The sequence below is a fragment of the Novosphingobium cyanobacteriorum genome (assembly GCF_029436685.1).
Classification (GTDB): domain Bacteria; phylum Pseudomonadota; class Alphaproteobacteria; order Sphingomonadales; family Sphingomonadaceae; genus Novosphingobium; species Novosphingobium cyanobacteriorum.
Genome location: NZ_JAROCY010000012.1, coordinates 49381 through 71321, shown reverse-complemented (window position 1 = coordinate 71321; position 21941 = coordinate 49381). Strand labels below are relative to the sequence as shown.

Annotated in this window: 27 protein-coding genes and 1 tRNA gene; 15 read left to right on the top strand and 13 right to left on the bottom strand. The window is 66.3% G+C overall.

Annotated elements, in window-relative coordinates:
* The first annotated feature begins 35 nt into the window (after positions 1-35).
* Positions 36-764, top strand: a complete 729-nt coding sequence (gene mtgA / locus POM99_RS13500) for a monofunctional biosynthetic peptidoglycan transglycosylase (protein ID WP_277278687.1) — start codon at positions 36-38, stop codon at positions 762-764.
* Positions 765-936: 172 nt separating this feature from the next.
* On the opposite strand, the gene POM99_RS13495 is transcribed toward mtgA, so the two are convergent.
* Both POM99_RS13495 and POM99_RS13490 read right to left on the bottom strand, forming a co-directional pair.
* Positions 937-1722 (bottom strand): metallophosphoesterase, encoded by a 786-nt coding sequence (locus POM99_RS13495; RefSeq protein WP_277278685.1) that lies wholly within the window; start codon positions 1720-1722, stop codon positions 937-939.
* Between the two features lie 262 nt (positions 1723-1984).
* On the bottom strand, positions 1985-2689 hold the full coding sequence (locus POM99_RS13490; protein WP_277278684.1) for an SIMPL domain-containing protein: 705 nt from the start codon (positions 2687-2689) through the stop codon (positions 1985-1987).
* 139 nt (positions 2690-2828) lie between these two features.
* Here POM99_RS13490 and POM99_RS13485 point away from each other — a divergent pair, with 139 nt between their 5' ends.
* Positions 2829-3266, top strand: coding sequence for a VOC family protein (locus POM99_RS13485; protein ID WP_277278682.1), 438 nt, complete (start codon positions 2829-2831; stop codon positions 3264-3266).
* Between the two features lie 103 nt (positions 3267-3369).
* Positions 3370-3546 carry a hypothetical protein gene (locus POM99_RS13480; RefSeq protein WP_277278680.1) on the top strand — a complete coding sequence of 59 codons (177 nt, stop codon included), beginning with the start codon at positions 3370-3372 and terminating at the stop codon, positions 3544-3546.
* Positions 3547-3571: 25 nt separating this feature from the next.
* On the opposite strand, the gene POM99_RS13475 is transcribed toward POM99_RS13480, so the two are convergent.
* A tRNA-Gly gene (locus POM99_RS13475) sits at positions 3572-3645 on the bottom strand.
* Between the two features lie 197 nt (positions 3646-3842).
* Here POM99_RS13475 and POM99_RS13470 point away from each other — a divergent pair.
* Together POM99_RS13470 and fghA are read left to right on the top strand one after the other, a co-directional pair.
* Positions 3843-4214: a VOC family protein gene (locus POM99_RS13470; protein WP_277278678.1), complete on the top strand. Its 372-nt coding sequence runs from the start codon at positions 3843-3845 to the stop codon at positions 4212-4214.
* A 10-nt stretch (positions 4215-4224) separates the two neighbouring features.
* A complete protein-coding gene (fghA, locus tag POM99_RS13465) occupies positions 4225-5064 on the top strand; it encodes an S-formylglutathione hydrolase (RefSeq protein WP_277278858.1) in 840 nt (279 codons plus the stop codon).
* 97 nt (positions 5065-5161) lie between these two features.
* Here the strand turns inward: fghA and nusB are convergent, their stop codons facing one another.
* From nusB to hisG, 3 genes are read right to left on the bottom strand one after another with little or no spacing between them, the layout of a single operon-like run.
* Entirely contained in the window at positions 5162-5614 is a 453-nt protein-coding gene (gene nusB, locus POM99_RS13460) for a transcription antitermination factor NusB (protein WP_277278676.1), read from the bottom strand.
* On the bottom strand, positions 5611-6900 hold the full coding sequence (hisD, locus tag POM99_RS13455) for a histidinol dehydrogenase (RefSeq protein WP_277278674.1): 1290 nt from the start codon (positions 6898-6900) through the stop codon (positions 5611-5613). The genes nusB and hisD overlap by 4 nt, the downstream gene beginning before the upstream one ends.
* Positions 6900-7571: an ATP phosphoribosyltransferase gene (gene hisG / locus POM99_RS13450; RefSeq protein WP_277278673.1), complete on the bottom strand. Its 672-nt coding sequence runs from the start codon at positions 7569-7571 to the stop codon at positions 6900-6902. The genes hisD and hisG overlap by 1 nt, the downstream gene beginning before the upstream one ends.
* Positions 7572-7613: 42 nt before the next feature.
* Here hisG and POM99_RS13445 point away from each other — a divergent pair, with 42 nt between their 5' ends.
* Positions 7614-8687: a DUF2332 domain-containing protein gene (locus POM99_RS13445; protein WP_277278671.1), complete on the top strand. Its 1074-nt coding sequence runs from the start codon at positions 7614-7616 to the stop codon at positions 8685-8687.
* Here the strand turns inward: POM99_RS13445 and POM99_RS13440 are convergent.
* Genes POM99_RS13440 through POM99_RS13420 form a run of 5 tightly spaced genes read right to left on the bottom strand, consistent with a single transcriptional unit; the run spans position 8668 to position 12424 of the window.
* On the bottom strand, positions 8668-9909 hold the full coding sequence (locus POM99_RS13440) for a low temperature requirement protein A (protein ID WP_277278669.1): 1242 nt from the start codon (positions 9907-9909) through the stop codon (positions 8668-8670). The two genes, POM99_RS13445 and POM99_RS13440, sit on opposite strands and share 20 nt — an antisense overlap.
* Complete coding sequence (locus POM99_RS13435; protein WP_277278667.1) at positions 9902-10798, bottom strand: alpha/beta fold hydrolase; 897 nt, start codon at positions 10796-10798, stop codon at positions 9902-9904. Before POM99_RS13435 ends, POM99_RS13440 begins: the two co-directional genes overlap by 8 nt.
* Before the next feature lie 20 nt (positions 10799-10818).
* Entirely contained in the window at positions 10819-11709 is an 891-nt protein-coding gene (locus POM99_RS13430) for a pirin family protein (protein WP_277278665.1), read from the bottom strand.
* The gene (locus tag POM99_RS13425; protein ID WP_277278663.1) at positions 11706-12155 is read right to left on the bottom strand and encodes an NUDIX hydrolase; all 450 of its coding nucleotides are present in this window, start codon (positions 12153-12155) and stop codon (positions 11706-11708) included. Before POM99_RS13425 ends, POM99_RS13430 begins: the two co-directional genes overlap by 4 nt.
* Positions 12152-12424 carry a BolA family protein gene (locus tag POM99_RS13420; RefSeq protein ID WP_277278661.1) on the bottom strand — a complete coding sequence of 91 codons (273 nt, stop codon included), beginning with the start codon at positions 12422-12424 and terminating at the stop codon, positions 12152-12154. The genes POM99_RS13425 and POM99_RS13420 overlap by 4 nt, the downstream gene beginning before the upstream one ends.
* A gap of 40 nt (positions 12425-12464) precedes the next feature.
* Here POM99_RS13420 and POM99_RS13415 point away from each other — a divergent pair, with 40 nt between their 5' ends.
* On the top strand, positions 12465-13055 hold the full coding sequence (locus tag POM99_RS13415; RefSeq protein ID WP_277278659.1) for a J domain-containing protein: 591 nt from the start codon (positions 12465-12467) through the stop codon (positions 13053-13055).
* Here POM99_RS13415 and POM99_RS13410 read toward each other — a convergent pair whose 3' ends face one another.
* Positions 13056-13502, bottom strand: a complete 447-nt coding sequence (locus POM99_RS13410) for a hypothetical protein (protein WP_277278657.1) — start codon at positions 13500-13502, stop codon at positions 13056-13058. It lies immediately after the preceding gene.
* A gap of 117 nt (positions 13503-13619) precedes the next feature.
* Positions 13620-15224, bottom strand: coding sequence for a phosphoenolpyruvate carboxykinase (locus POM99_RS13405; protein ID WP_277278857.1), 1605 nt, complete (start codon positions 15222-15224; stop codon positions 13620-13622).
* Between the two features lie 286 nt (positions 15225-15510).
* Between POM99_RS13405 and POM99_RS13400 the strand changes: the two genes are divergently transcribed.
* The 8 genes from POM99_RS13400 to POM99_RS13365 all read left to right on the top strand — a co-directional run bounded on the left by POM99_RS13400 (position 15511) and on the right by POM99_RS13365 (position 21747).
* Positions 15511-16302, top strand: coding sequence for a response regulator (locus POM99_RS13400; protein ID WP_279644676.1), 792 nt, complete (start codon positions 15511-15513; stop codon positions 16300-16302).
* A complete protein-coding gene (locus tag POM99_RS13395; RefSeq protein WP_277278652.1) occupies positions 16295-17878 on the top strand; it encodes an ATP-binding protein in 1584 nt (527 codons plus the stop codon). Before POM99_RS13400 ends, POM99_RS13395 begins: the two co-directional genes overlap by 8 nt.
* Positions 17875-18315 (top strand): HPr kinase/phosphorylase, encoded by a 441-nt coding sequence (locus tag POM99_RS13390; protein WP_277278650.1) that lies wholly within the window; start codon positions 17875-17877, stop codon positions 18313-18315. Before POM99_RS13395 ends, POM99_RS13390 begins: the two co-directional genes overlap by 4 nt.
* 58 nt (positions 18316-18373) lie before the next feature.
* Positions 18374-19309: an RNase adapter RapZ gene (gene rapZ / locus POM99_RS13385; protein ID WP_277278648.1), complete on the top strand. Its 936-nt coding sequence runs from the start codon at positions 18374-18376 to the stop codon at positions 19307-19309.
* Between the two features lie 156 nt (positions 19310-19465).
* Entirely contained in the window at positions 19466-19870 is a 405-nt protein-coding gene (locus POM99_RS13380; protein WP_277278647.1) for a PTS sugar transporter subunit IIA, read from the top strand.
* 3 nt (positions 19871-19873) lie between these two features.
* Positions 19874-20170 carry an HPr family phosphocarrier protein gene (locus POM99_RS13375; RefSeq protein WP_277278645.1) on the top strand — a complete coding sequence of 99 codons (297 nt, stop codon included), beginning with the start codon at positions 19874-19876 and terminating at the stop codon, positions 20168-20170.
* A gap of 263 nt (positions 20171-20433) precedes the next feature.
* Positions 20434-21237: a TrmH family RNA methyltransferase gene (locus tag POM99_RS13370; RefSeq protein ID WP_277278643.1), complete on the top strand. Its 804-nt coding sequence runs from the start codon at positions 20434-20436 to the stop codon at positions 21235-21237.
* A gap of 96 nt (positions 21238-21333) precedes the next feature.
* Positions 21334-21747 carry an META domain-containing protein gene (locus POM99_RS13365; protein ID WP_277278641.1) on the top strand — a complete coding sequence of 138 codons (414 nt, stop codon included), beginning with the start codon at positions 21334-21336 and terminating at the stop codon, positions 21745-21747.
* Positions 21748-21941: the final 194 nt, after the last annotated feature.

The following is a 21941-nucleotide window of genomic DNA, read 5'->3' as shown; positions in this document are numbered from 1 at the left end:
TGCCAGCGGAATCGGGCGCGGTAATAGTCACGGCGATGGAAGACGAGATCAAGGCGCTGAAGAACCCGCCCCGCCCGCGCGCCCGTGCGCCCGGCCGGGTGCACAAGGTGGCGTGGCTGCTTGCCCGGCTGGTGGCGGCGTTCCTGTTCCTCAGCGTGGCGCAGGTGGTGATCTACAAGTTCGTGCCTGTACCGGTCACCTTCACCATGCTGGGCGATCCCAAGGGCTTTACCAAGGACTGGACGCCGCTGACCCGGATTGACCGCAGCATGGTGGATGCGGCGATCTCTGGCGAAGACGGCAAGTTCTGCAGCCACAATGGCTTCGATCAGGATGCGATCCTCCAGGCGTTCCGTCGCAACCAGAAGGGCGGGCGCATCCGCGGCGGATCCACGATCAGCCAGCAGACCGCCAAGAACGTGTTCCTGTGGCAGGGCGGCGGCTATGTGCGCAAGGCGCTGGAGGCCTGGTACACCGTGTTGATCGAGGCGATCTGGGGCAAGCGCCGGATCATGGAAGTGTACCTGAACGTGGCCGAGACCGGCATCGGCACCTATGGCGTTGAGGCCGGGGCGCAGCGCTATTATGGCAAGGGCGCACAGAACCTGTCATCGATAGAGGCGGCGCGGATCGCGGCAGCCTTTCCCCAACCCAAGAAGCGCGAGGTGGTGGGCGCATCGGGCTTCGTGCGCCGCCATGGCAATGCGATCGCCCGTCGCATCGCGGTGGTGCGAGGGGATTACGACGCCTGCGTCTATCAATAGGGCCGGATTTGGGAGGGCCGGATTTGGGGCCGCCGCCCTTGGGGCAAACGGCCCCGCCGGCGTGTACGCCTGCCGCCGGAGCGCGTAACCGGTAAACCCCGGTTTGCACGCTGGATGGCAGCATCTGGTGTGCGACGGTGTGTCGCACCGCACAGCAATGGTACTTAAAGCATCATGCCGCCGCGCGCGCAGCCTCGTCCTCGGCAACGATCAGCCAGCGGGCGGCGCCTTCAAGCCCGACCGCTGTCAGCCGGCCCGAGGCGAAGGCTCCGGTGTCGATGCCGATGCGGGTGGGCGTGATGCTGGGTTCGTCGAAGATGGTGTGGCCGTGCACCACTGCGAAATCGCGATGGCTGCGGTCCTCGATGAATTCCCCACGGATCCAGCGCAGGTCGGATGTCTGCTGGTTTTCCAGCGCCACGCCCGGGCGGATGCCCGCGTGGACGAACAAGTAATCGCCGATGCGGATATGGTCTTCCATCGCCTGCATGAAAGCGATGTCCTCGGCAGGGACCAGCGAGGGGAGGAGCGCGCGCAGCTCTTCCAGCGTGACCCGGTTGTATTCGTCCGGATCGATGGGATAGCTCAGCAGCGTTTCGCGGCCGCCGTGGCGCAGGAAGTGGCGCAGGGTGTCCTCGCGCTCGAAGCTGCCGAGGAACATTTCCTCGTGATTGCCGGCCAGCATGCGGACAGTGCGCTGCCTCGCCCATTCGCGCGCGGTTGCGATCACGCCTGCGCTGTCCGGCCCACGATCTACCAGATCGCCCAGCAGGATAACGGTGGTCCTGGCCGGGTCGCGCCCAGCATCGTCCGCTTCGATCATTGCGATCAAGCTGCGAAACAGGTCGAGCCGACCGTGAATATCCCCGATCGCATAGACGCGTTCACCATCCGGTATGCGAGTCACCGGTTCTGGTTCTGCCTTGGCGGCGAAAAGGGTCCGAATCTTGTTAAACATGGTGCGTTGCAAAACGACTCGTTGTCATGACCGGCATATGGCTGTTGCACGAAAGAGCGCAAGGACCGGTTAGGCGATGATGCGTAAATGCCACAGACGCGCGCAGGAACGAAGCTGAGTCTCGCCATCATCCTTGTGCAATGCAGCATCCCCTGCGCTGCAAGCAGGGCCGGGAGTAACCAGCCACTTTGGCGGCGTTGACTGACCCTGGCAGCAGGGACCCGCACCGAACAATCGGTTAGGGTCCCGGCTTTCTTGGCTCTCAGCGCAGATAGAAGTCGATCGTCGTGACAACCCGCACCTTCTTGTAGGGCGAATCCGAAACGCCCCAGCCGCCGCCACTGTCGCCATCGCGCGCGGTCACCTCGAAATAGCCCTGCGTGGCGTTCTTGATCCCGCCAACGCTGGTGCCGCTGTCCTTGGCAAACTGTTCAGCACTGCGGCGCGCGTCCTTGGTCGCCTCGGCCACCATCTGCGGCTTGATCGCGTTCAGTCCGGTGAAGGTATAGGCCATGCCCGAGCCTTCCTCCAGCATCACCCCACGCCGCACCAGATCGAACTGGCGCCGCACCGCATCCTGGGCGCGGCGGATATCGGTGGTGCGCAAGGCCATGCGCTGGCGCACGGTGAAGCTGGTCACGCCGTTGTCGGTCATGGTCGTGACGTTCACGCCGGTCGGCTGCAGCGCATCGGCGGGAAAGCCCAATTCGCCAAAGAAGGCGCGGATCTGCTTGCTGTCGTTGTCCACGCTCGCCTGCGCAGTGGCCAGGTCCGGCGCCGTGGCGGAATAGGCGATGGTCCAGGTGGCGAGGTCCGCCGTCACGTCGCGTTCGGCAAGGCCGCGCACCGTCACGGCGCGATCCGCCTCACGGCTGCGCCGCAAACCGTCGCCCAGCAAGTAACCGCCGGCAATCACCCCCACCGCAAGGATGCCCGCAGCGATCAGCGGCACGCGCCCCGTTTGCATCGCGTGAAAACGCGAGGGGTGGGATTCTTGCCCAAGGTCACTATCTGTCTGGTCCATGCTCACTCTCCCTGAGGGGCGATCAGCCCTGCGGCGACATGTGCCTTTTCATCGATGAACCGTTTTTGAACGCGAGGTGTAGATGACCAAGTTCCTGCATTCGATGATCCGGGTGACTGACCCGGATGCAACCATCGCGTTTTTCGAATTGATCGGGCTGAAGGAAGTGCGCCGCTTCTCCAGCGAGCAGGGCCGCTTCACGCTGATCTTCCTGGCCGCGCCGGGCGAAGAAGGAGTGGCCGAGGTGGAGCTGACCTACAATTGGCCGCCCGAAGATGGTTCTGCAGCCGAAGTCTATGGCGGCGGACGCAACTTCGGTCATCTCGCCTATCGCGTGGACAACATCTACGAAACCTGTGCTGCCCTGCAGGCCGCCGGGCATATCGTCCACCGGCCGCCGCGCGATGGCCATATGGCTTTCGTGAAATCGCCCGACGGCATCTCTGTGGAACTGCTGCAGGATGGCCACCTGCCGCCGCAGGAGCCATGGGCCAGCATGCCCAACACCGGCACCTGGTGAACCTGCCGATTTTCTGACCGGTATTTGACGGGCCTGCCTGCCGGCTGTGCCCGTCAGCACCCGCATGCGAGAAAGCCGCAAGGCGAATCGGCAAGAACAGACCATGCGGCGCGGGCTTTACCGGACTTATGACAGCTTCCTGGGCGAATGCGCCCGCGTTCATGAAGACGCGGGCGACGCGGCCCCGTATCTGAAGCGTGAGATATACGAGCTTCTGGGCATGAAGCCGGATTACGACGATCTCCCGCTGATCCTGCAGGAAGTCCCCGTCTCGGCCTGACTGGCGATGGCCGGGATCGCAGCGATGGAGCGGGTGAAGGGAATCGAACCCTCGTATTCAGCTTGGGAAGCTGCTGCTCTACCATTGAGCTACACCCGCCTGCGGCATCCGCCGGCGCTCGCGGGGCCTGCCCGCGCTGCGGTGCGATTGCCACAGGGGCCCAGGACGGTCAACCGGTCTTGCAGGGTTTCCGGCACTGATGGCGCACAGCGTGATCTGTTTCATGCCAAGGGCTTGACCCCGGTATGGAGAGGCAGGCACACCGTGCGCCACCTAGTAGAGGGGAGTCCTGAAACATGTTCAGTCACGTGATGGTTGGCGCCGACGATATCGACGCTGCCCGGAAGTTCTATGACGCCACGTTCGCGGCGTTCGGCGGGAAGCCGGCGGTGACCGACGAGAAGGGGCGGCTGATCTACCAGCACAACGGCAGCATGTTCCTGGTGACCAAGCCGATCAATGGCGAGCCCGCCTGCGGCGCCAACGGCGGCACCATCGGCTTTGCAATGACGCCGGAACAGGCCGACGCCTGGTGGAAGGCCGGGCAGGAAAATGGCGGCACCACTTGCGAAGATCCGCCGGGGCCGCGCGCCGGCAGTCCGTTCTACCTCGCCTACCTGCGGGATCCCAGCGGCAACAAACTGTGCGCGCTGCACGTGCTGGGCTGACCGGATGACGATCGAGACCGTTTCGACGAGCAAGGCGCACGGCGGCACGCTGAGCGTCCATGCCCACGAATCGGCCGCGACGGGCACGAAGATGACGTTTTCCGTCTTCGTGCCCCCGCAGGCTGAAAGCGGGGCGAAGCTGCCGGTGCTGCTTTATCTTTCGGGGCTTACCTGCACCCACGCCAACGTGACCGAGAAGGGCGAATACCGCCGGGCCTGTGCGGAGCACGGTATCGTCTTCATCGCGCCAGACACCAGCCCGCGCGGCGAAGGCGTGGCCGATGATCCGGCTGGCGCCTATGACTTCGGCCTTGGCGCCGGTTTCTATGTAAATGCCACGCAGGAACCGTTCGCACGGCATTACCGCATGTGGGATTATGTGGCGGAAGAACTGCCGGCGCTCGTTGCCGCGAACTTCCCCGTGGACCTATCGCGCATGGGCATCACCGGCCATTCGATGGGCGGGCACGGCGCCCTTACGCTGGGCCTCACCTATCCCGAACGGTTCAGGTCGCTGTCGGCCTTCGCGCCGATCGTGGCGCCGGGGCAGGTGCCGTGGGGGCACAAGGCGCTGGGCGGCTATCTGGGCGAAGATCGCGCTGCATGGCGCGCGCATGATGCAACGGCGCTGGTTGAAGACGGCAAGCGGCCTGCGGGCGCGATCCTGATCGACCAAGGCGATGCCGACGGGTTCCTGGCCGAGCAATTGCGGCCAGCGCTGTTTGCTGCTGCCTGCGAAAAGGCGGGCGTGGACGTCACGGTGCGGCTGCAGCCGGGCTATGACCACAGCTACAACTTCATATCCACCTTCATGGAAGACCATATCCGCTGGCATGCGGAGCGGCTATAAGGCGATCCTGGAAGTCCACCTCCAACCCCTTCCGCGTGCGGGAGGGGAGCGAGACTTGGCCTTGCGTAGCAAGGCTTAGTCGCAGCGGGGTGGGTTGTCAGCGGACGCTCTTCGCCACGTTGTCGAGCAGTCCGTTGACGAACTTGGCCTCGCGCGCATCGAAGAAGGCGTGCGTCACGTCGAGGTATTCGTTGATCACGGTGCCGACAGCCACGTCCTTGCGCGCCAGCAGTTCATAGACACCCGAGCGCAGGATCTGCAGCATCGTCTTGTCCAGCCGGGGCAGCGACCAGCCGTCGGCGAGCTTCTGCGTCAGCAGGTCGTCAATCTCCTCGCGCCGGGCGTCCACGCCGCGCACGATATCATCGAAAAAGGCGACGTCAGCCTTCAGGTACTCCACGTCCTCGATCTCCGCGCCCAGGCGGTGGAGGTGGAATTCATCGAGCAGCAGGTGCAGCTGCTGCTTTTCCATCTCGAGCTGGTAGAGCGCCTGCACCGCGGCGAGCCGGGCGGCGGAGCGGGCGTTGCCGCGGGTCGGACGCCCGCTCACAGGCCGAGCCTCAGTTCGATCGAGCGGGCGTGGGCGGCAAGCCCTTCGGCATCGGCGAGCGCGATGGCGGCAGGGCCCACGGCGCCGAGCGCGCTTTCGGGGACGGCGATGAAGCTTGTGCGTTTCATGAAATCCAGGACGGAAAGACCGGAAGCGAAGCGTGCGCGCCGCCCGGTGGGAAGGACATGGTTGGGCCCAGCGACGTAATCGCCGATGGCCTCGGGCGTGTGGCGGCCAAGGAACACCGATCCGGCGTGGCGTATCCCGGCGAAGATTGCATCGGGATCGTCGGTGGCGATTTCGACGTGTTCGGCGGCGAGCGCGTTGGCGAGGGCAGGGGCCTCATCGAGCGAGTCCACCACGATGATCGTGCCATAGGCGTCCCAGCTCGCCTTGGCCACCTTTGCGGTGGGCAGCATGGCGATTTCCACGCCGACCGCATCGGCGACCTGATCGGCAAATGCGGCATCGTCGGTGATCAGGATCGATTGCGCCAGCGGGTCATGCTCGGCCTGGCTGAGCAGGTCGGCAGCGATCCACACGGGATCGTTCTTGCCATCGGCAATCACAAGGATTTCCGAAGGGCCGGCGACCATGTCGATGCCGACCACGCCATAAAGCTGGCGCTTGGCCTCGGCCACCCAGGCGTTGCCGGGGCCAGTGATCACGTCCACCGGGCGGATGCGCCTTGTGCCATGGGCAAGCGCGGCCACGGCCTGCGCCCCACCGACCCGCCAGATCTCGTCCACGCCGGCAAGATGCGCGGCTGCCAGCACCAGTGGGTTGACCACGCCCTTGGGCGTCGGGGTCGTCACCACCAGCCGCTCCACGCCCGCGACCTTGGCGGGGATAGCGTTCATCAGCAGCGATGAGGGATAGGCCGCGCGGCCGCCGGGGACATAGAGCCCCGCGCCGTCGACCGCGCGCCACTTCGCGCCGAGCCGCAGCCCTGCCTCGTCGGTGTAGTCGCGGTCCTCCGGCAACTGTGCGCGGTGATAGTCTCGGATGCGCTGGGCGGCGAGTTCGAGCGCGGCGCGCAAATCGGGCGCCAGGTTCTCGAACGCCTCGCGGCAGTCTTCGGCCGGGATGCGCCAGCCATCGTCGGCGGGCAGGTGGCCGTCGAACCGCTCGGTGTATTCGGCCAGCGCCTCGTCACCGCGCAGGCGCACGTCGTCGATGATCGTCTGCACGTCGCGCGCGATATCGGGATCGCTTTCGCGACGGTCCTTCACCAGCCGGGCAAAGGTGCGGGCGAAATCGGGGTCGGAGCTTTTCAGGCGCAACATCAGGCGGCCTTTCGCTTGGCGACCATTTCGCGGAACGCATCGACCAGCGCGCCGAGCCGGGCGCTGTCGGTCTTCAGCGCGGCGCGGTTGACGATCAGCCGCGCCGAGACGGGCAGGATGCGGCTGGTTTCAACCAGGCCGTTTTCCTTGAGCGTGCGGCCGGTGGAAACGAGATCGACGATGCGGCTGGCAAGGCCCAGCGAGGGGGCCAGCTCCATCGCGCCATTCAGCTTCACCACTTCGGCCTGCACGCCCAGCTTTTCGAAGTGGCGGCGGGTGAGGTTGGGATACTTGGTGGCGACGCGCGCATGGCTTTCGCGCGCATTGGCCCCGCTTTCCACCATCTCCACCGGCTCCGCCACCGAAAGGCGGCAGTGTCCGATGTCTAGATCGACCGGGGCATAGAGGTCGGCATAGTCGAATTCGTCGATCACGTCGGAGCCGACCACGCCGATCTGCGCCGCGCCGTGGGCGACGAAGGTGGCGACATCGAAAGCGCGCACGCGGATGATCTTCACGTCCGGCCTGTTCGTGGCGAACGACAGGGCGCGCGAGGACTTGTTGAAGAAGTCCGCATCGGGCACCACTCCCGCCTGTTCGAGCAGCGGCAGCGCCTCGTCGAGGATGCGGCCCTTGGGCAGGGCGAAAACGAGTGGTTGGGCGGAGGTCATAGCCGCCCGCCCCTATGGCAAAGGGCCGGAAAGGGCAACCTCATGCAACCGATCATGGAGATCGAACGGATCGCTGACGCTATCCGATGGCAGGCCGATCATGCCGCAAACAACGGCGCGCCATGCACCGGGCGGGTGGTGCGGGCGCAGCTGCGGCTGCTCGATGGGGCAACGGCGGTGGGTCGGCGTATCGCGGCATGGCCGGGCAAGCCGCTGGAGGATGCGATGCCGCTGCGGCTGGCGGGCGGGCACCACTTCCTGGCGCTGAGTGGCGCGGATTCGCGGCTTGCCCCGGTCTATCGGGGCGAAGTTGCCGATCAGGACTCGGTGGATGCGTTGGTCGTTGCAGTAACGCGCGATCATGATGAAGCCCTGCTGCCGTGGCTCGGCGGACCACCGCAGACCAACGAGGCGGGCCGCTCCGCCTCGATCATGGCCGGGTTGCTCTGGCTGGCCCAGCGCTGGGGCTCCCGCTTCGAACTGAACGAACTGGGCGCCAGCGCGGGCGTTAACACGATGATGGAGCGCTTCCGCTTCGATCTGGGCGGCACCACCGTGGGGCCTGCCGATTCGCCCATGCAGATCGTGCCCGAATGGCGCGGGCCACCGCCGCCCGCCGCAGACATTGCAATCACCGCCATCCAGGGTTGTGACCGCACGCCGGTGGACCTGTCAGACCCGGCACAGGCGCTGCGGCTGAAGAGCTATGTCTGGGCGGAAGTGACCGAGCGGATCGCGCGGATCGACGCGGCCATTGGCTTTGCCGCCCAGAAGCCGCCGCTGGTTTCGGCGATGGACGCGGCAGATTTCGTTGAGGCGCGGCTGGCTGCGCCGCAGGAGCATGACACCACGCGCGTGATCTATCACTCGATCGTCTGGCAATACCTGCCAGAGGAAACGCGCGCCCGGATCGAGGCGGCCATTGCCGCGGCGGGCGCACGCGCCACGCCGGAACGGCGGCTGGCGTGGATCATGCTGGAAACAAACCGGCAGACCTTCCGCCATGAATTGACCGTGCGGCACTGGCCGGGGGATGGCGAGCCGGTCCTGCTCGGCACCGCGCATGCCCATGGCGCGTGGGTGGAATGGCTCGGTGTCAGCCCGCCCGGCGCCTGAACAGGCGGCCGATGCGTTCCTCCCACCCGCCGTGGTAGGAACCCCATTCCCACATCGCCACCACCGCCAATACGACGACGCTGCAGCCGAAGAAGCCGATGGCCGAGGGTCCGCGCCACAGGCTCCAGCCGCCGAGGCCGAGCAGCAGGGCGATTCCTGCCAGGTGGCTGAGCGGCGTGTTGCCAAGGCGGTTGCCGAAGCGTTTGAACACCGCCGTGCCGAGCAGGTAGACCAGCAGGCCGCCGCACTGGGTCAGCACCAGCCCCTCCGTCACCGGGCCGCGTGGCTCCTCGAGAATTAATGCGTCCGCTACGGCGCTCACCACCACGCCCGCTACGATCGGCATGTGCAGGTAGGTGTAGGCGTTGCGCGCCACCCGGCCGGGCTCGGCGTGGTTTTCGATGTGCTTGGCGCCGCGTTCCGCGCCCACATCGAAGTAGATCCACCACATCAGCGCAGAGCCGACGAAGGCGAGCAGGAAGGCGGTGATGCGCGGACCCATGGGTGGGGCGGCGGCGAAGTTGGCGCCGGTCACAACCACGCCTTCGCCCAGCGCGATGATGATGAACAGCGCGCAGCGTTCGGCCATGTGGCTGCCCGATATGGTCCAGTCCGATGGCTGCGACCGGCCAAGGAGAGGCAGGCGATAGCCACGGATCGGCCCGGCATATTCGGCGACAAGCGCAACCGCCCACAACGCCAGCCGGTGGCTCTCTTCCTGCGTCAACGCTCCGCCGATCCAGCACGGGGTGGACAGTGAGAACCATGCCGCGATCCGGACCATGGTCATCGCCGCGACCCGTTCATCGCGCCACATCGCCAGCGCCATGAACACGCTGCGGCCCACCTGCAGCGCAAGATAGCTGCACACGAACAACAGGCCGCGATCGTCGGGCGCGGTGGCGAAAGCGCGGGGCATGGCGACCGCCATCACCATGCTGGCAAGCATCGCCACCAGCAGCATGATCCGCACCGGCACGCGCTCGGGCTCGGCCCAGTTCGCCGCCCAGGTGGTGTACATCCACGCCCACCAGACGGCGCCGAACAGCACCGTCGCCTCGGCAAAGCCGGTCCAGCTGAGGTGCATCAGCAGGGTGTGCGAAACCTGCGTGATCGCGAAGACGTAAACCAGGTCGAAGAACAGCTCGAGATTGCTGACCGGCGCGTGGCCGCCGCCGTGGTTGCGCAGCAGCGACCGGTGCGGCGGGGTCAGTTCAGCCATCGGTGCGATCAAGGAACGCGTCGAGCGCGGCGTTGACCCGGCCCGGCGCTTCCCACGGCACGAAGTGCCCGCAATCGCTCACTTCCTCGATCGCCAGCTGCGGGATCATCGCGTCCAGCCCGTCCAGGTTAGCAGGCGGCAGGGCGAGGTCGTCCATCGCCCATATCACCAGCGTGGGGATCAGCAGTTGCGGCAGCGGTGGCGGGGCATAGCCCGCAGGCAGCGCGAATGGCGCATCCATCGGCGGCACGTCGATCGGGCTGGCACGGTACCAGTTGAGCATGGCGATGGCCGCATCGGGGTTTGACCAGTCGGCGAAGAGCGCATCGCGTTCCGCATCCTCGATCGTTGGGGACCGCTCCCAGTTGAGCGCCTGGGCCAGCAATGCGGCAAGGCCGTGTTCGCGCACCATCGCGTCATTGGCGGTATCGCGAAAGGCGCGCATGTATTGGCTCGCGGCGCGTTGCACCGGGTCCGTGTAAAGCAGCCGCTGGAACACCGCCGGGTGCGGCGCATTGGCGATCACCGCGCGCGATACCCGCGTGCCTTGGCCCATCATCGCCACGCCCCAGGCGATCACGCCGCCCCAATCATGGCCGATCACCGTAAACTTCACCACGCCCAGCGCATCGGCCAGCTGGAACACGTCTCCGATCAGCTTGTCCGGGGTATAGCTGGCCACGTCCAGCGGCTTGGACGATCCACGATAGCCGCGCTGGTCGGGCGCGATGCAGCGGAAGCGGTTGGAAAGGTGCGCTATCTGGTGCCGCCAGGTGCGGTGCGATTCCGGAAAGCCGTGCAGGAACATCAGCACCGGCGCATCGCGCGGGCCGGTGTCCACAATGTCCAGCTCGATGCCGCTGGCGAGCGAGACCCTCTGCTGTTCCATGCCGTCTCTCCCTTTATCTGTTATGGATAGCTGACCGTGGTGGCGATGCGGGGCAGGGGGATGAACTCCTCCTCGTCGCCCGGCACCTTGGGAAAACGGCCGCCCTCCCAATCGTGCTTGGCCTGGTTGATCCTGTCGCGGCTGGAACTGACGAAGTTCCACCAGACATGGCGCGGCGTGGTAAATGCCTCCCCGCCCATCAGCATCACCCGTCCGCCCCTGTCGCTCGAAAGGCGCAGTTCCGCGCCCGGTGCCAGCACGACCAGATCGTACAGCCCCAGCGGCTGCCCTTCGATGCTCGCCTCGCCACCCACCAGCATCACCGCCCGCTCATCCGCCTCCGCCTCGATCGGCAGCGCGCCGGCGGGCGCGAGCACGATCTCGGCATAGATCGTGGCGGCATGCTGCGTGGTTCGCGCGGTGGCGCCCCAGAGCGTGCCCATGATGACCCGCGCGCTGGCGCAGCCGTCTTCCACCAAGGGCAGGTCTGTAACCTGCTCGAACGCGGGATCGATCTCCTCGCATCCATCCGGCAGGGCCAGCCAGGTCTGCATGCCATAGAGCCGCGGGCCGCCCGGTCGCTCGCTTGCCGGGCTGCGCTCGGAATGGACGATGCCGCGCCCGGCGGTCATCAGGTTGACCTGCCCCGGCCGGATCGTGGCGAAGGAGCCGAGGCTGTCGCGATGTTCGATCGCCCCTTCGAACAGCCAGGTCACCGTGGCGAGGTTGATGTGCGGGTGCGGGCGCACGTCCATCGCCGCGCCATCGGGCAGGTGCGCCGGGCCGAACTGGTCCACGAAGATGAACGGACCCACCATCGTCCGCTGGCGCGAAGGGATCGCCCGCCGCACCTGGAACGCGCCCAGATCATGGGTGGAGGGCGTGATGGTCTGGATCACGGGATCGGTCATGCCTGCACCTCAAGATCGAGCAGTTCGAGGATGTTCACCGGGAAGATCGGCTCGTGCCAGGCTGCCAGCTCTGCCCGCGTAAACCAGCGATGGTCGCGGATCATTGCCTGCTCCAGCGGAGTATGCCCTCTGGTGTCCGGGGTGAAGGTGGTGGTGATCACGCGGAAGAAGCGCTCGTCCGAAGTGATAGGTTCACCCTCCAGCGTCAGGTAATCGTCCGCCCGACGCGCGATTTCAGGCCCGCAATGCGGCACCTGCAGCCCGGTTTCCTCGAACAGTTCGCGCACCGCCGCCTGGGCAAAGTCCTCGCCGGGGTCACACTCCCCACCAACGCCGCACCAGAACGCGCGACGGCCGTCGGGTGCAAAGCGGAACAGCAGCAGCCGTTCCGCTTCGTCCAGCAGCAGGATGCGCGCCGCCCGGCGGATGCGGCGCGGCGCGGTCATTCTCCGGGCGCCCGCGCCTTGATGGCCAGCGCATGCACGCGCTGGCCCGGCAGGTCGCCCAGCGCGGCGTTGACCATGCGCTGCCGCTGCAGTCGCGATACGCCGGCAAAGGCGGCGCTTTCGATCTCCACGGTAAAGTGCGATTCGCCCGACCCGTCGTGGCCGGAGTGGCCCGCGTGGCTGGCGCTGTCGTTGATCACGGCAAGGCGGGAAGGGGTGAAAGCGTCGGTCAGCTTTCGTTCGATTTCAAGGGCGATCGGTCCGGTCATGGCTTCCATATTACCCGCTAACGCCCCATGTGGAAGCGCGATGAAACAGAATAGGTTCCATGGTCGGGTGGAAGGCGCCGGCCGCATCTGCAATGCCCCCGGCTGTGACCTGCCGGGCGAGTTCCGCGCGCCCGGCGTGCGCCCCTCCGGCTTCGACGGACCGGGTGACTACCGCTGGTTCTGCCTCGATCATGTGCGCCAGTTCAACGCAGGCTACGATTTCTTCGCCGGGATGACGCCGGACGAGATCATGGAGGCGCAGTCCCCCACCGCCGGCTGGGAATCCACCACGCGCGCCTTCCGCCCCGATGCCGGCATCGATCAGGCCCCGCGCTGGAGCGACTTTGCTGACCCGCTGGAGGCCATCGCCCAGCGCGCCCGCATGCGTCGCGCCGATCATGAAGCGGCGATGGAAGCCACCCGGCGCGGGCTGAACCCCGATCAGCGCCGCGCCTACGAAGTGCTCGGCCTCGGCTTCGATGCCGATCGCAAGGCCCTGCGCAGCCGCTATTCCGAGCTTGTCCGCCGCTTCCACCCCGATCGCAATGGTGGCGATCGCAGTCACGAAGCGCGGCTGCAGCAGGTGGTCGAATCCTATAACCTGCTGCGTGGCAGCGGCGCCTTCGCCTGATCAGCCGGCCGGGGCGAGGTCGGGCTCCACCCAGCCGCGCCGTGCTTCCACGCTGAACAGCCGCTCGCGCGAATAGAAGCACAGCGGCCAGTCGCGCGGGGCGATCTCGCTGGCCAGCAGCGCGTTCACCGCATCAACCAGTGGCAGGTCGGCCGGCAACGTCGCGTTGAAGGCGCGCACCCCGCGTGCGTAAAGCTGCGTCAGCGTTTCGTGATAGCCGGCACTGTCGGTGTTCTCGCCGCCCGTCGCCAGGTTGTAGCTGCTGATGATCGCCGGCAGGTCACGCTCAGGCACCACATCGCACCGTTCGCGCAGCAGCCACAGGCAGGACGCCAGATGGGCCTCGTGCGTCCAATCCTCTTTCGGCAGCGTGCGGTCGAGCAGGCCTTCGCCCACATGGCGCACCGCCTCATCCGAGGGGAAGGGGCGGATCGGGTGATCGGTCATGGACAATTCCTGAAAGAAAAGGGCGCGAAAAAGAAAGAGGCCCCGCCGGGTGGGCGGAGCCTCCTTGCTGTCTTGCCAAGGGTCCCCGCCAACGCGGGGACGCGAAGGGCAGTTGCGTTACGCGGCGACCGGAGCGGCCTGGCGCACGGATTCATCAACATGCTCGGCGAATTGCTCGAAGTTGTCGATGAACTTGCGCACCAGTTCCTGCGCGGTCTTGTCGTATTCCGCCGCATCGGGCCATGCGCCGCGCGGATCGAGCAGCGCGGTGTCGACACCCGGCACAGCCACCGGCACTTCGAAGCCGAAGTTCGGATCTTCGCGGAATTCGACGCTGTTCAGGCTGCCGTCGAGCGCGGCGTTTAGCAGCGCGCGGGTGGCCTTGATCGGCATGCGCTTGATCCCCGGCGTGGTCGCCTTGCCGCCGGACCAGCCGGTGTTGACCAGCCAGCACTGTGCGCCGCCCTTGGCGATGCGTTCCTTCAGCAGGTTGCCATAGACCGACGGGTGACGCGGCATGAACGCTGCGCCAAAGCAGGTCGAGAACGTGGCTTCGGGTTCGGTCACGCCGATTTCCGTGCCGGCGACCTTGGCAGTGTAGCCCGACAGGAAGTGATACATCGCCTGCTCCGGCGTCAGCCGCGCGATCGGCGGCAGCACGCCGAACGCGTCGGCGGTCAGGAAGATGATGTTCGACGGCGGGGGACCGAGGTTCTTCTCGCTGGTGTTCGGGATGAACTCGATGGGATAGGCGCCGCGCGTGTTCTCGGTCTTGCTCTTGTCGGTGAAGTCCAGCTCGCGGGTCTTCTCGTCCATAGCCACGTTTTCAAGGATCGTGCCGAACATCTTCGTCGTGGCGTAGATCTCGGGCTCGCCCTCGGCCGAAAGGTCGATCATCTTGGCATAGCAGCCGCCTTCGAAGTTGAAGACCGCCGTGTCCGACCAGCCATGTTCGTCGTCACCGATCAGGGTGCGGCTGGCGTCGGCGGAAAGCGTGGTCTTGCCCGTGCCGGAAAGGCCGAAGAAGATCGCGCTGGTGCCGTCCGCGCCGATATTGGCCGAACAGTGCATCGGCATCACGCCCTGCGCCGGCAGCAGGTAGTTCAGCAGGCCGAACACGCCCTTCTTCATCTCGCCGGAATACTCGGTGTTGCCGATCAGGATCAGCTTCTCGGTAAAGTTGACCGCGATGACCGTGTCGCTGCGGCAGCCGTGGCGTTCCGGGTTCGCCTTGAAGCTGGGCAGGTTGATGATGGTGTATTCGGGCGCGAACGTGGCGAGTTCTTCAGCGGTCGGCCGCACCAGCAGCGTCCGCACGAACAGGCTGTGCCAGGCCATCTGGGTGATGACGCGCACGTTCACGCGGTATTCCGGCTGGCTTCCGCCGAACAGGTCGGCAACAAACAGCTCGTCGCGTCCCTTCAGCGCTTCGATGAAGTCCGCCTTCAGGTTCGCCCAGTGATCGGGCGACATCGGCTGGTTGATCTTGCCCCAGTTGATCGAGGTTTCGGTGGTGGCGTCGCGCACCACGAACTTGTCCTTCACGGAACGCCCGGTGAACTTGCCGGTATCCACCAGCAGCGCACCGTCGCGGGTCAGCTTGCCTTCGCCGCGCTTCAGTGCGTGTTCCACCAGCGCGGCCGTGCCCAAGTTGGCGAACAGCTCGGCCGGTTCCGGAAAGCCCTGCTGCGAAAGCGAAACGTTAAGGCCGGTTTTGAGCAGGGTATCGGACACTTCAGACCTCCCGTGGTACGGCCTTGGAGCAGGCCGCGCGAATTTGGACAGTTTGCGCAACGCAAAGCTTGAATACGAATGCGCAGACTCGAGAGCCGCGCATAGTCATTGCCCCATGCGGCGTCAAATCTCCCAGTTCAACGAAGTTTTTTGCGCGCCAAGTTGCAGGATAATCAACTGTCTCACTTCATGCGGGATCTCCCGGCCCGCAGTTGCCAGCGTGGACCCCGCAGGCTAAGCCCAAGGCCCTGCCACGCACCCGGTGACGATCGAAATGGCCAGCAATCCGGACGCCAGCAAGACCGAGCCGGCCGGCAGGGCCGATCCGCCGCGTGCCGAGCCAGCAGGTCCCCAGGTCATCGCCCTGGTCGATGATGATCGCAACATTCTCACCACCGTCTCGATTGCGCTCCAGACCGAAGGCTTCGCCACGCGGCTCTACCCGGACGGCGCTTCCGCGCTGAAGGCGCTGCTCGACAATCCGCCCGATCTTGCGGTGTGCGACATCAAGATGCCGCGCATGGACGGGCTGGAGCTGTTGCGCCGCCTGCGCGAGAAGAGCGAGCTGCCGGTCATCTTCCTCACCAGCAAGGATGACGAGGCGGACGAGGCGCTCGGCCTGTCGATGGGGGCGGACGATTATATCGCCAAGCCGTTCAGCCAGCGCCTGCTGATCGCGCGCATCCGCGCGATCCTGCGTCGCAGCGAGATCGTGCGGCGTGATGCCGCGCCCGATGCCGAAGCCGCGCCTGCCCCCTTGCCTGAACCGATCCGGCGCGGGCGGCTGACGATGGACCCGGCGCGCCACCAGGTTGCGTGGAGCGGCGAACCGGTCTCGCTCACCGTCACCGAATTTTTGATCTTAGAGGCGCTCGCCCTGCGCCCCGGCGTGGTCAAGACGCGCAACCAGCTGATGGATGCGGCCTATCACGATGATGTCTTCGTCGATGATCGCACCATCGACAGCCACATCAAGCGGCTGCGGCGCAAGTTCCGGGCGGTGGACCCGCAGTTCTCGGCGATCGAGACGCTCTACGGCGCGGGTTACAGTTTCGCCGATGCCTGACGTTGCAGAGCCGCCTTCGGGCCTGCGAAGGCGCTGGCGCACCCGGGGCGTTTCGCTCACCAGCCGTATCCTGGCGGTCAACGTGATCGCGCTGGCGCTGCTGGCGGGCAGTTTCTTCTATCTCGATTCCTATCGCACCCAGCTGATCGGTGAACGATCCAAGCTGGCGCGTGCCGAGGCCGAGATCGCAGCCGATGCGCTCGATGGTGCCAGCCGGCGGCAGCGGCGCGAACTCCTTGTCCGCATCGGCACCGAACAGCACCTGCGTCTGACGCTTTACGATGCGAAAGGGCGGCTGCTTGAAGACAGCTTCCGTCTCGCCCCGCCGCCCTTCGCCTTCATCGATCCGGAATCCGAGCCGTGGTACCAGAAGGCCGCCCGCGTGCTGGATCGCGGCGTGGATTTCGTGGTCGGCGCGCCGACCATCGAACGCTATCGCGAACCGCCGCAGCCGGGCGCGGGCAACTGGCCCGAGATCGCCCGCGCCCGCGCCGCCGGTCGTACCGAGGTCTATCTGCGCTATGCCCCCGATCGCACGCCGGTGCTCACCGCAGCCACACCGGTTGGCCAGGATGGCGAAATGCTGCTGTCGATGCGCAATGCGCTCGATGTCACGCAGGCGGTGCGCGATGCGCGCCAGACGCTGGTCATCATCATCGGCGCCGCGCTGATCCTGTCGATCCAGCTCTCGCTGTTCCTTGCCCGCACCATCGTCCAGCCGCTGCGCCAGCTGGTCCGCGCTGCCGTGCGGGTGCGGCTGGGGCGTGATCGTGCCGTGGTCGTGCCGCGCCTGCCCGATCGCGGTGACGAGATCGGCCTGCTCGCCCGTGCCTTTTCCGACATGACCGCCGCCCTGCGCCAGCGCATCGACGCGGTGGAAAGCTTCGCCGCAGACGTGGCGCACGAACTCAAGAACCCGCTCGCCAGCCTGTCCAGCGCGCTCGAAACGCTCGGCCGGGTGGAAGACGCCGACCTGCGCCGCCAGCTTCACGCCATCGCCGCGCACGATGTGCAGCGCATCGACCGCCTGATCACCGAAATCGCCGACGCCAGCCGCATCGATGCCGAACTCAGCCGCGCCACCTTCGTGGAGCTGGACCTGTCGGACCTTGCGGCACAGGCTGTGGCGGCGCGTGGCGCGCGGCCAGACCAGCACAGCGATTGCCCGATCCGCTTCCTGCGCGGCGATGGCCCCACGCTGGTCCGCGGCGATGCGCTGCGGCTGGAGCGCGTGCTGGACAACCTGCTGGACAATGCCGCCTCGTTCTCGCCTCCGGGCGGGGCGGTCTATGTCACCGTCGCCGGCGTGGATGGCCGTGTCATCCTGTCGGTCACCGATGACGGCCCCGGCATCCCGCTGCCGGAACGGGACAAGGTGTTCGAACGCTTCCACTCCGTCCGCCCGGCCGAAGAAGCCTTCGGCGCGCACAGCGGGCTCGGCCTCGCCATTGCACGCACCATTGCAGAAGCGCACGATGGCACGCTGACCATTGCCGACCGGCCCGATGGCGCATCCGGCGCGCGCCTCGTACTGGACCTGCCGCTTGCCGAAGAAGAGGACGACGAGGACGCATGACTGCAGGACTCGATGGAGCGCCGCACCAGGCCACGTGCGTGATGATCGGCGGGCGGGCCGTGCTGATCGAAGGCGCACCCGGCGTGGGCAAGTCCAGCCTCGCGCTCGCGCTGATCGATCGCGGCGCGGTGCTGGTGGGCGATGATGGCGTGATGCTGGAAACCGACGGGATGAACCTGCTCGCCAGCCCGCACCCGCGCATCGCGGGCAAGCTGGAAGTGCGCAACCTTGGCATTGTCGACATGCCCTCGGTCGCCGGCGCGCCCGTGGCGCTGGTCCTTGCGCTCGATCCCGAAGCGCCGCGCTTCGTCTCGGGCGCGGAAACGGCGGTGCGCGGCGGCGTGCCGCTGCCGCTCATCCGGCTCTGGCCCGATGCGCCGGTGCTGGCGCTGCGGGCCGAACTGGCGCTCAACCAGTATGGCCTCGCCATCGACTGACCCACACTGCCCTGCAACCCATCTTCCAATTGCCCGCGCTTCGGCGCAAACCCTGCGGATGCCATCCGAATCGGCCCCGAACGCGGAAGAGAACCCGCAACGCATCCTGCTCGTCACCGGCGTGCTCGGCGCGGGCAAGACCACCGCGATGCGCGCGCTTGAAGACATGGGCTGGGAAGCGATCGACAACTTCCCCATCCGCCTGCTCGATCGCCTGCTGGAAACCGAGCCCGGCACCGCCCGGCTCGATACCGGCTCCCCGCTCGCCATCGGGTTTGATACGCGCACCCGCGGCTTTGATCCGCGCCGGATGATAGAGCGGATCAAGCAGCTTTCCGCCCGGCCCGATCTCACCATCACCACGCTGTTCCTCGATTGCGGCGGGGCTGAGCTGGAGCGCCGCTTCAACGAAACCCGCCGCCGCCACCCGATGAGCGAGGACAAGCCTGCCGCCGCCGGCATCGCGGCCGAGCGCGAGCTGCTGGAACCGCTGCGCCGCTGGGCGGACATCGTCATCTCCACCACCGATTTCACCACCAACGATCTGCAGCAGGCGATTCGCGAAACCTTCCGCGATTCCAGCCCCACCCGCTCCACCGTCACCATCACCAGCTTCGGCTTTTCGCGCGGCACCCCGCCGCTGGCCGATCTGGTGTTCGACATGCGCTTCCTCGCCAATCCGCACTGGGATGATGGCCTGCGCCCCCTCACCGGGCAGGACGCCGCCGTGGGCGATTACATCCGCAAGGATCCCGCGTTTGACGAGGCTTTCACCCGCATCCGCGATCTCCTCCTGCTGCTGCTTCCCCGGTTCGAGGCGCAGGGCAAGGCCTATGTCACCATCGCCTTCGGCTGCACCGGCGGACGCCATCGCTCGGTGTTCACGGCGGAATGCATCGCTTCGGCCTTGCGCGAGGCGGGATTTTCTCCCACATTATTGCATCGCAACTTGGCGTCGCGGGCGGCAGACCTGCTCGAAGGCAGCCAGGTGTGATATTGAAATGATAAGAAAAATCGCGGTTTTCGGGACGGGACAGGCTCTGGAAAGCAAGGATTCGCATTATGCATGCGGGCCGGATGGCTCTGCCAAGCGTCCGTTAAGGATGCCCAGCGCAGGATGCCTGGCCGCACTTCGGAGCCACGTTCCTTCATGATCGGTCTCATCCTCGTAACCCACGGCGCGCTCGCCGACGAATTCATCCATGCGATGGAGCACGTCGTCGGCCGGCAATCCGATGTCGTGGGCGTGTGCATCGGCCCCAACGACGACATGGAGCGCCGCCGCAAGGAAATTGCCGACGCGATCCGCCGTGTCGACAGCGGCGATGGCGTCATCATCCTCACCGACCTTTTCGGCGGCACGCCTTCCAACCTCGCCATTTCCCTGATGCAGGCGGGCAAGGTCGAGGTGATCGCCGGGATCAACCTGCCCATGCTGATCCGTCTCGCCAAGGCGCGCGGCTGCATGGGTGTCAAGGAAGCGACAGCCGCCGCGCGCGATGCGGGGCGGAACTACATCACGATCGCTTCGGAATTTCTGGGACAGGATGCGTGATTGATGGGGGAACAGGCCTACGTCGCCCGTGAAACGGTGACCATTGTCAACCAGCGTGGCCTCCATGCCCGCGCCAGCGCCAAGTTCGTCAACGCCGTGGCAAAGCTGCCCGAAGGCTTCGACGTGACCGTGGCCAAGGACGGCACGGATGCCAACGGCGCCTCGATCCTCGGCCTGATGATGCTCGGCGCTGCCAAGGGTGACAGCGTCGACGTGACCGTAAGGGGCGCGGAAGGTGAAGCCGACGCCGTGCTCACCAAGCTGACCGGCCTGATCAAGGACGGCTTCGGGGAAGACTAGGCCGAATGGCCGGCTTTTGTCCCATGCCGGCCTGCAAACACCACCTTTCTGCGCGTCCGGTGCTCACGATCAGCAGGTCGCTGCGCGCCGGTTCTCGAAATGCGGCATTTTCGTCTCGGCCTGAGCCAAAATCCGGCCATTCGGGCGCGGCTGCACAATTTTGACGCCATCCCACTCTCCGTTCGTGTCGAGCGAAGTCGAGACACATAAGACACACCAGCGCCCCACTTGCCCCGCGCGGGCCAATGCCGCATGGACGCGCCATGCCGCGCAAGGTCATCACCGGGTTTTCCAATCCCACCGTCAAGTTCGTCCGCTCCCTGCGTGAAAAGAAGCACCGCAGGCAGGAACGGCGCTTTCTTGCCGAAGGCCTGCGCCTGCTCACCGATGCGCGCGAATCCGGCCGCCTGCCCGAACTGCTGCTGATGGTGCAGGGGCGCGAGGAACACCCCCTGCTGACCGAGCTGGAACACGCGGTGGAAGCTGCGGGCGGCGAGGTGATCGAACTTCCGCTCGATCTGCTGGCCAAGGTCACCGGCAAGGACAATCCCCAGGCGGTCGCCGGCGTCTTTGCCGAATGGGATACCGGCCTTGCCCGGCTTGATCGCAACGCCGCCCCGCTCTGGCTGGTGGCGCAGGCCATGCGCGATCCCGGCAATCTTGGCACCATGCTGCGCACGGCCGATGCGGTTGGCGCGGGCGGGTTGATCCTGCTCGATGATTGCGTCGATCCCTTCTCGGTCGAAGCGGTGCGCGCCAGCATGGGCGCGCTGTTCACCGTCGGCCTCGCCCAGGCGCGCTGGGCCGATTTCGATCACTGGCTGCGGCAGGGTGAAGGCCAGCTTGTCGCCGCCTCGCTGCGTGAAGCCCAGCCCTATCGCGGCGCCCCCTATGCCGCACCCTGCTTCGTCATGGTCGGCAACGAATCCCGCGGCCTGCCCGAGGACTACGAGATGGCCTGCGACCTGCGCGTGACCATGCCGATGAAAGGCCGCGCCGACAGCCTCAACGCCGCCGTCGCCGCCGCCGTGCTGGCCTACGAAGTCCTCGCCAAGCTGGACGGCTAAGATCCTCCCCTGAAAGCCACCCGAAGGGTGGTGGAGGGGTAACCCCCCAGCGCTTCGTTAAGCACCCGATCAGCTTCCCCATGCGATAAAGCCCGCATGAAGACCCCCGCCGTCCTCTCGCTAGCAGCCGCCCTCTCGCTCGCCGCCGCGCTCGCAGGATGCGCCACCGCCGGTGGCCGCACGCCCGGCGGTCTGGCCGGCACGCAGTGGGCGATCGTCTCCATCGATGGCCAGCCCGCTGCCGCGCCCGATCGCGCGCGCATGTCCTTCGACGATACCCGCCTCTCCGCCAGCGTCGGCTGCAACGGCCTTGGCGGGGATTACCGGCTCGAAGGTGGCCGCCTGATCGTCGGCCCGGTCGTCTCCACCCAGATGTGGTGCGATGGCCTGATGGACCAGGAACGCGCCGTCAGCGCCCTCTTCGCCGGCGCTCCCGAAGTCACCCGCACCGCCGACACGCTGAAGCTCACCTCTGGCGGGCACATGCTGGAAGCCAGGGCCAAGCGCTGATCGCAGCCGGAGTAGCGGGTCGCTTCTCGCACCCACTTCGTTCGTCTCGAACGTTGCCACGAAAGCTTGCAAAAATGTTTCGCGCAGAGCACGCAGAGAGCACAGAGAAGCTGCGACTTGGACGGGCAAGCCTCTTTGCGTCCTCGTCGCCCGCGACCGAGCACTTCGTAGCGCATGCGGTGGGTCCAGCGGGT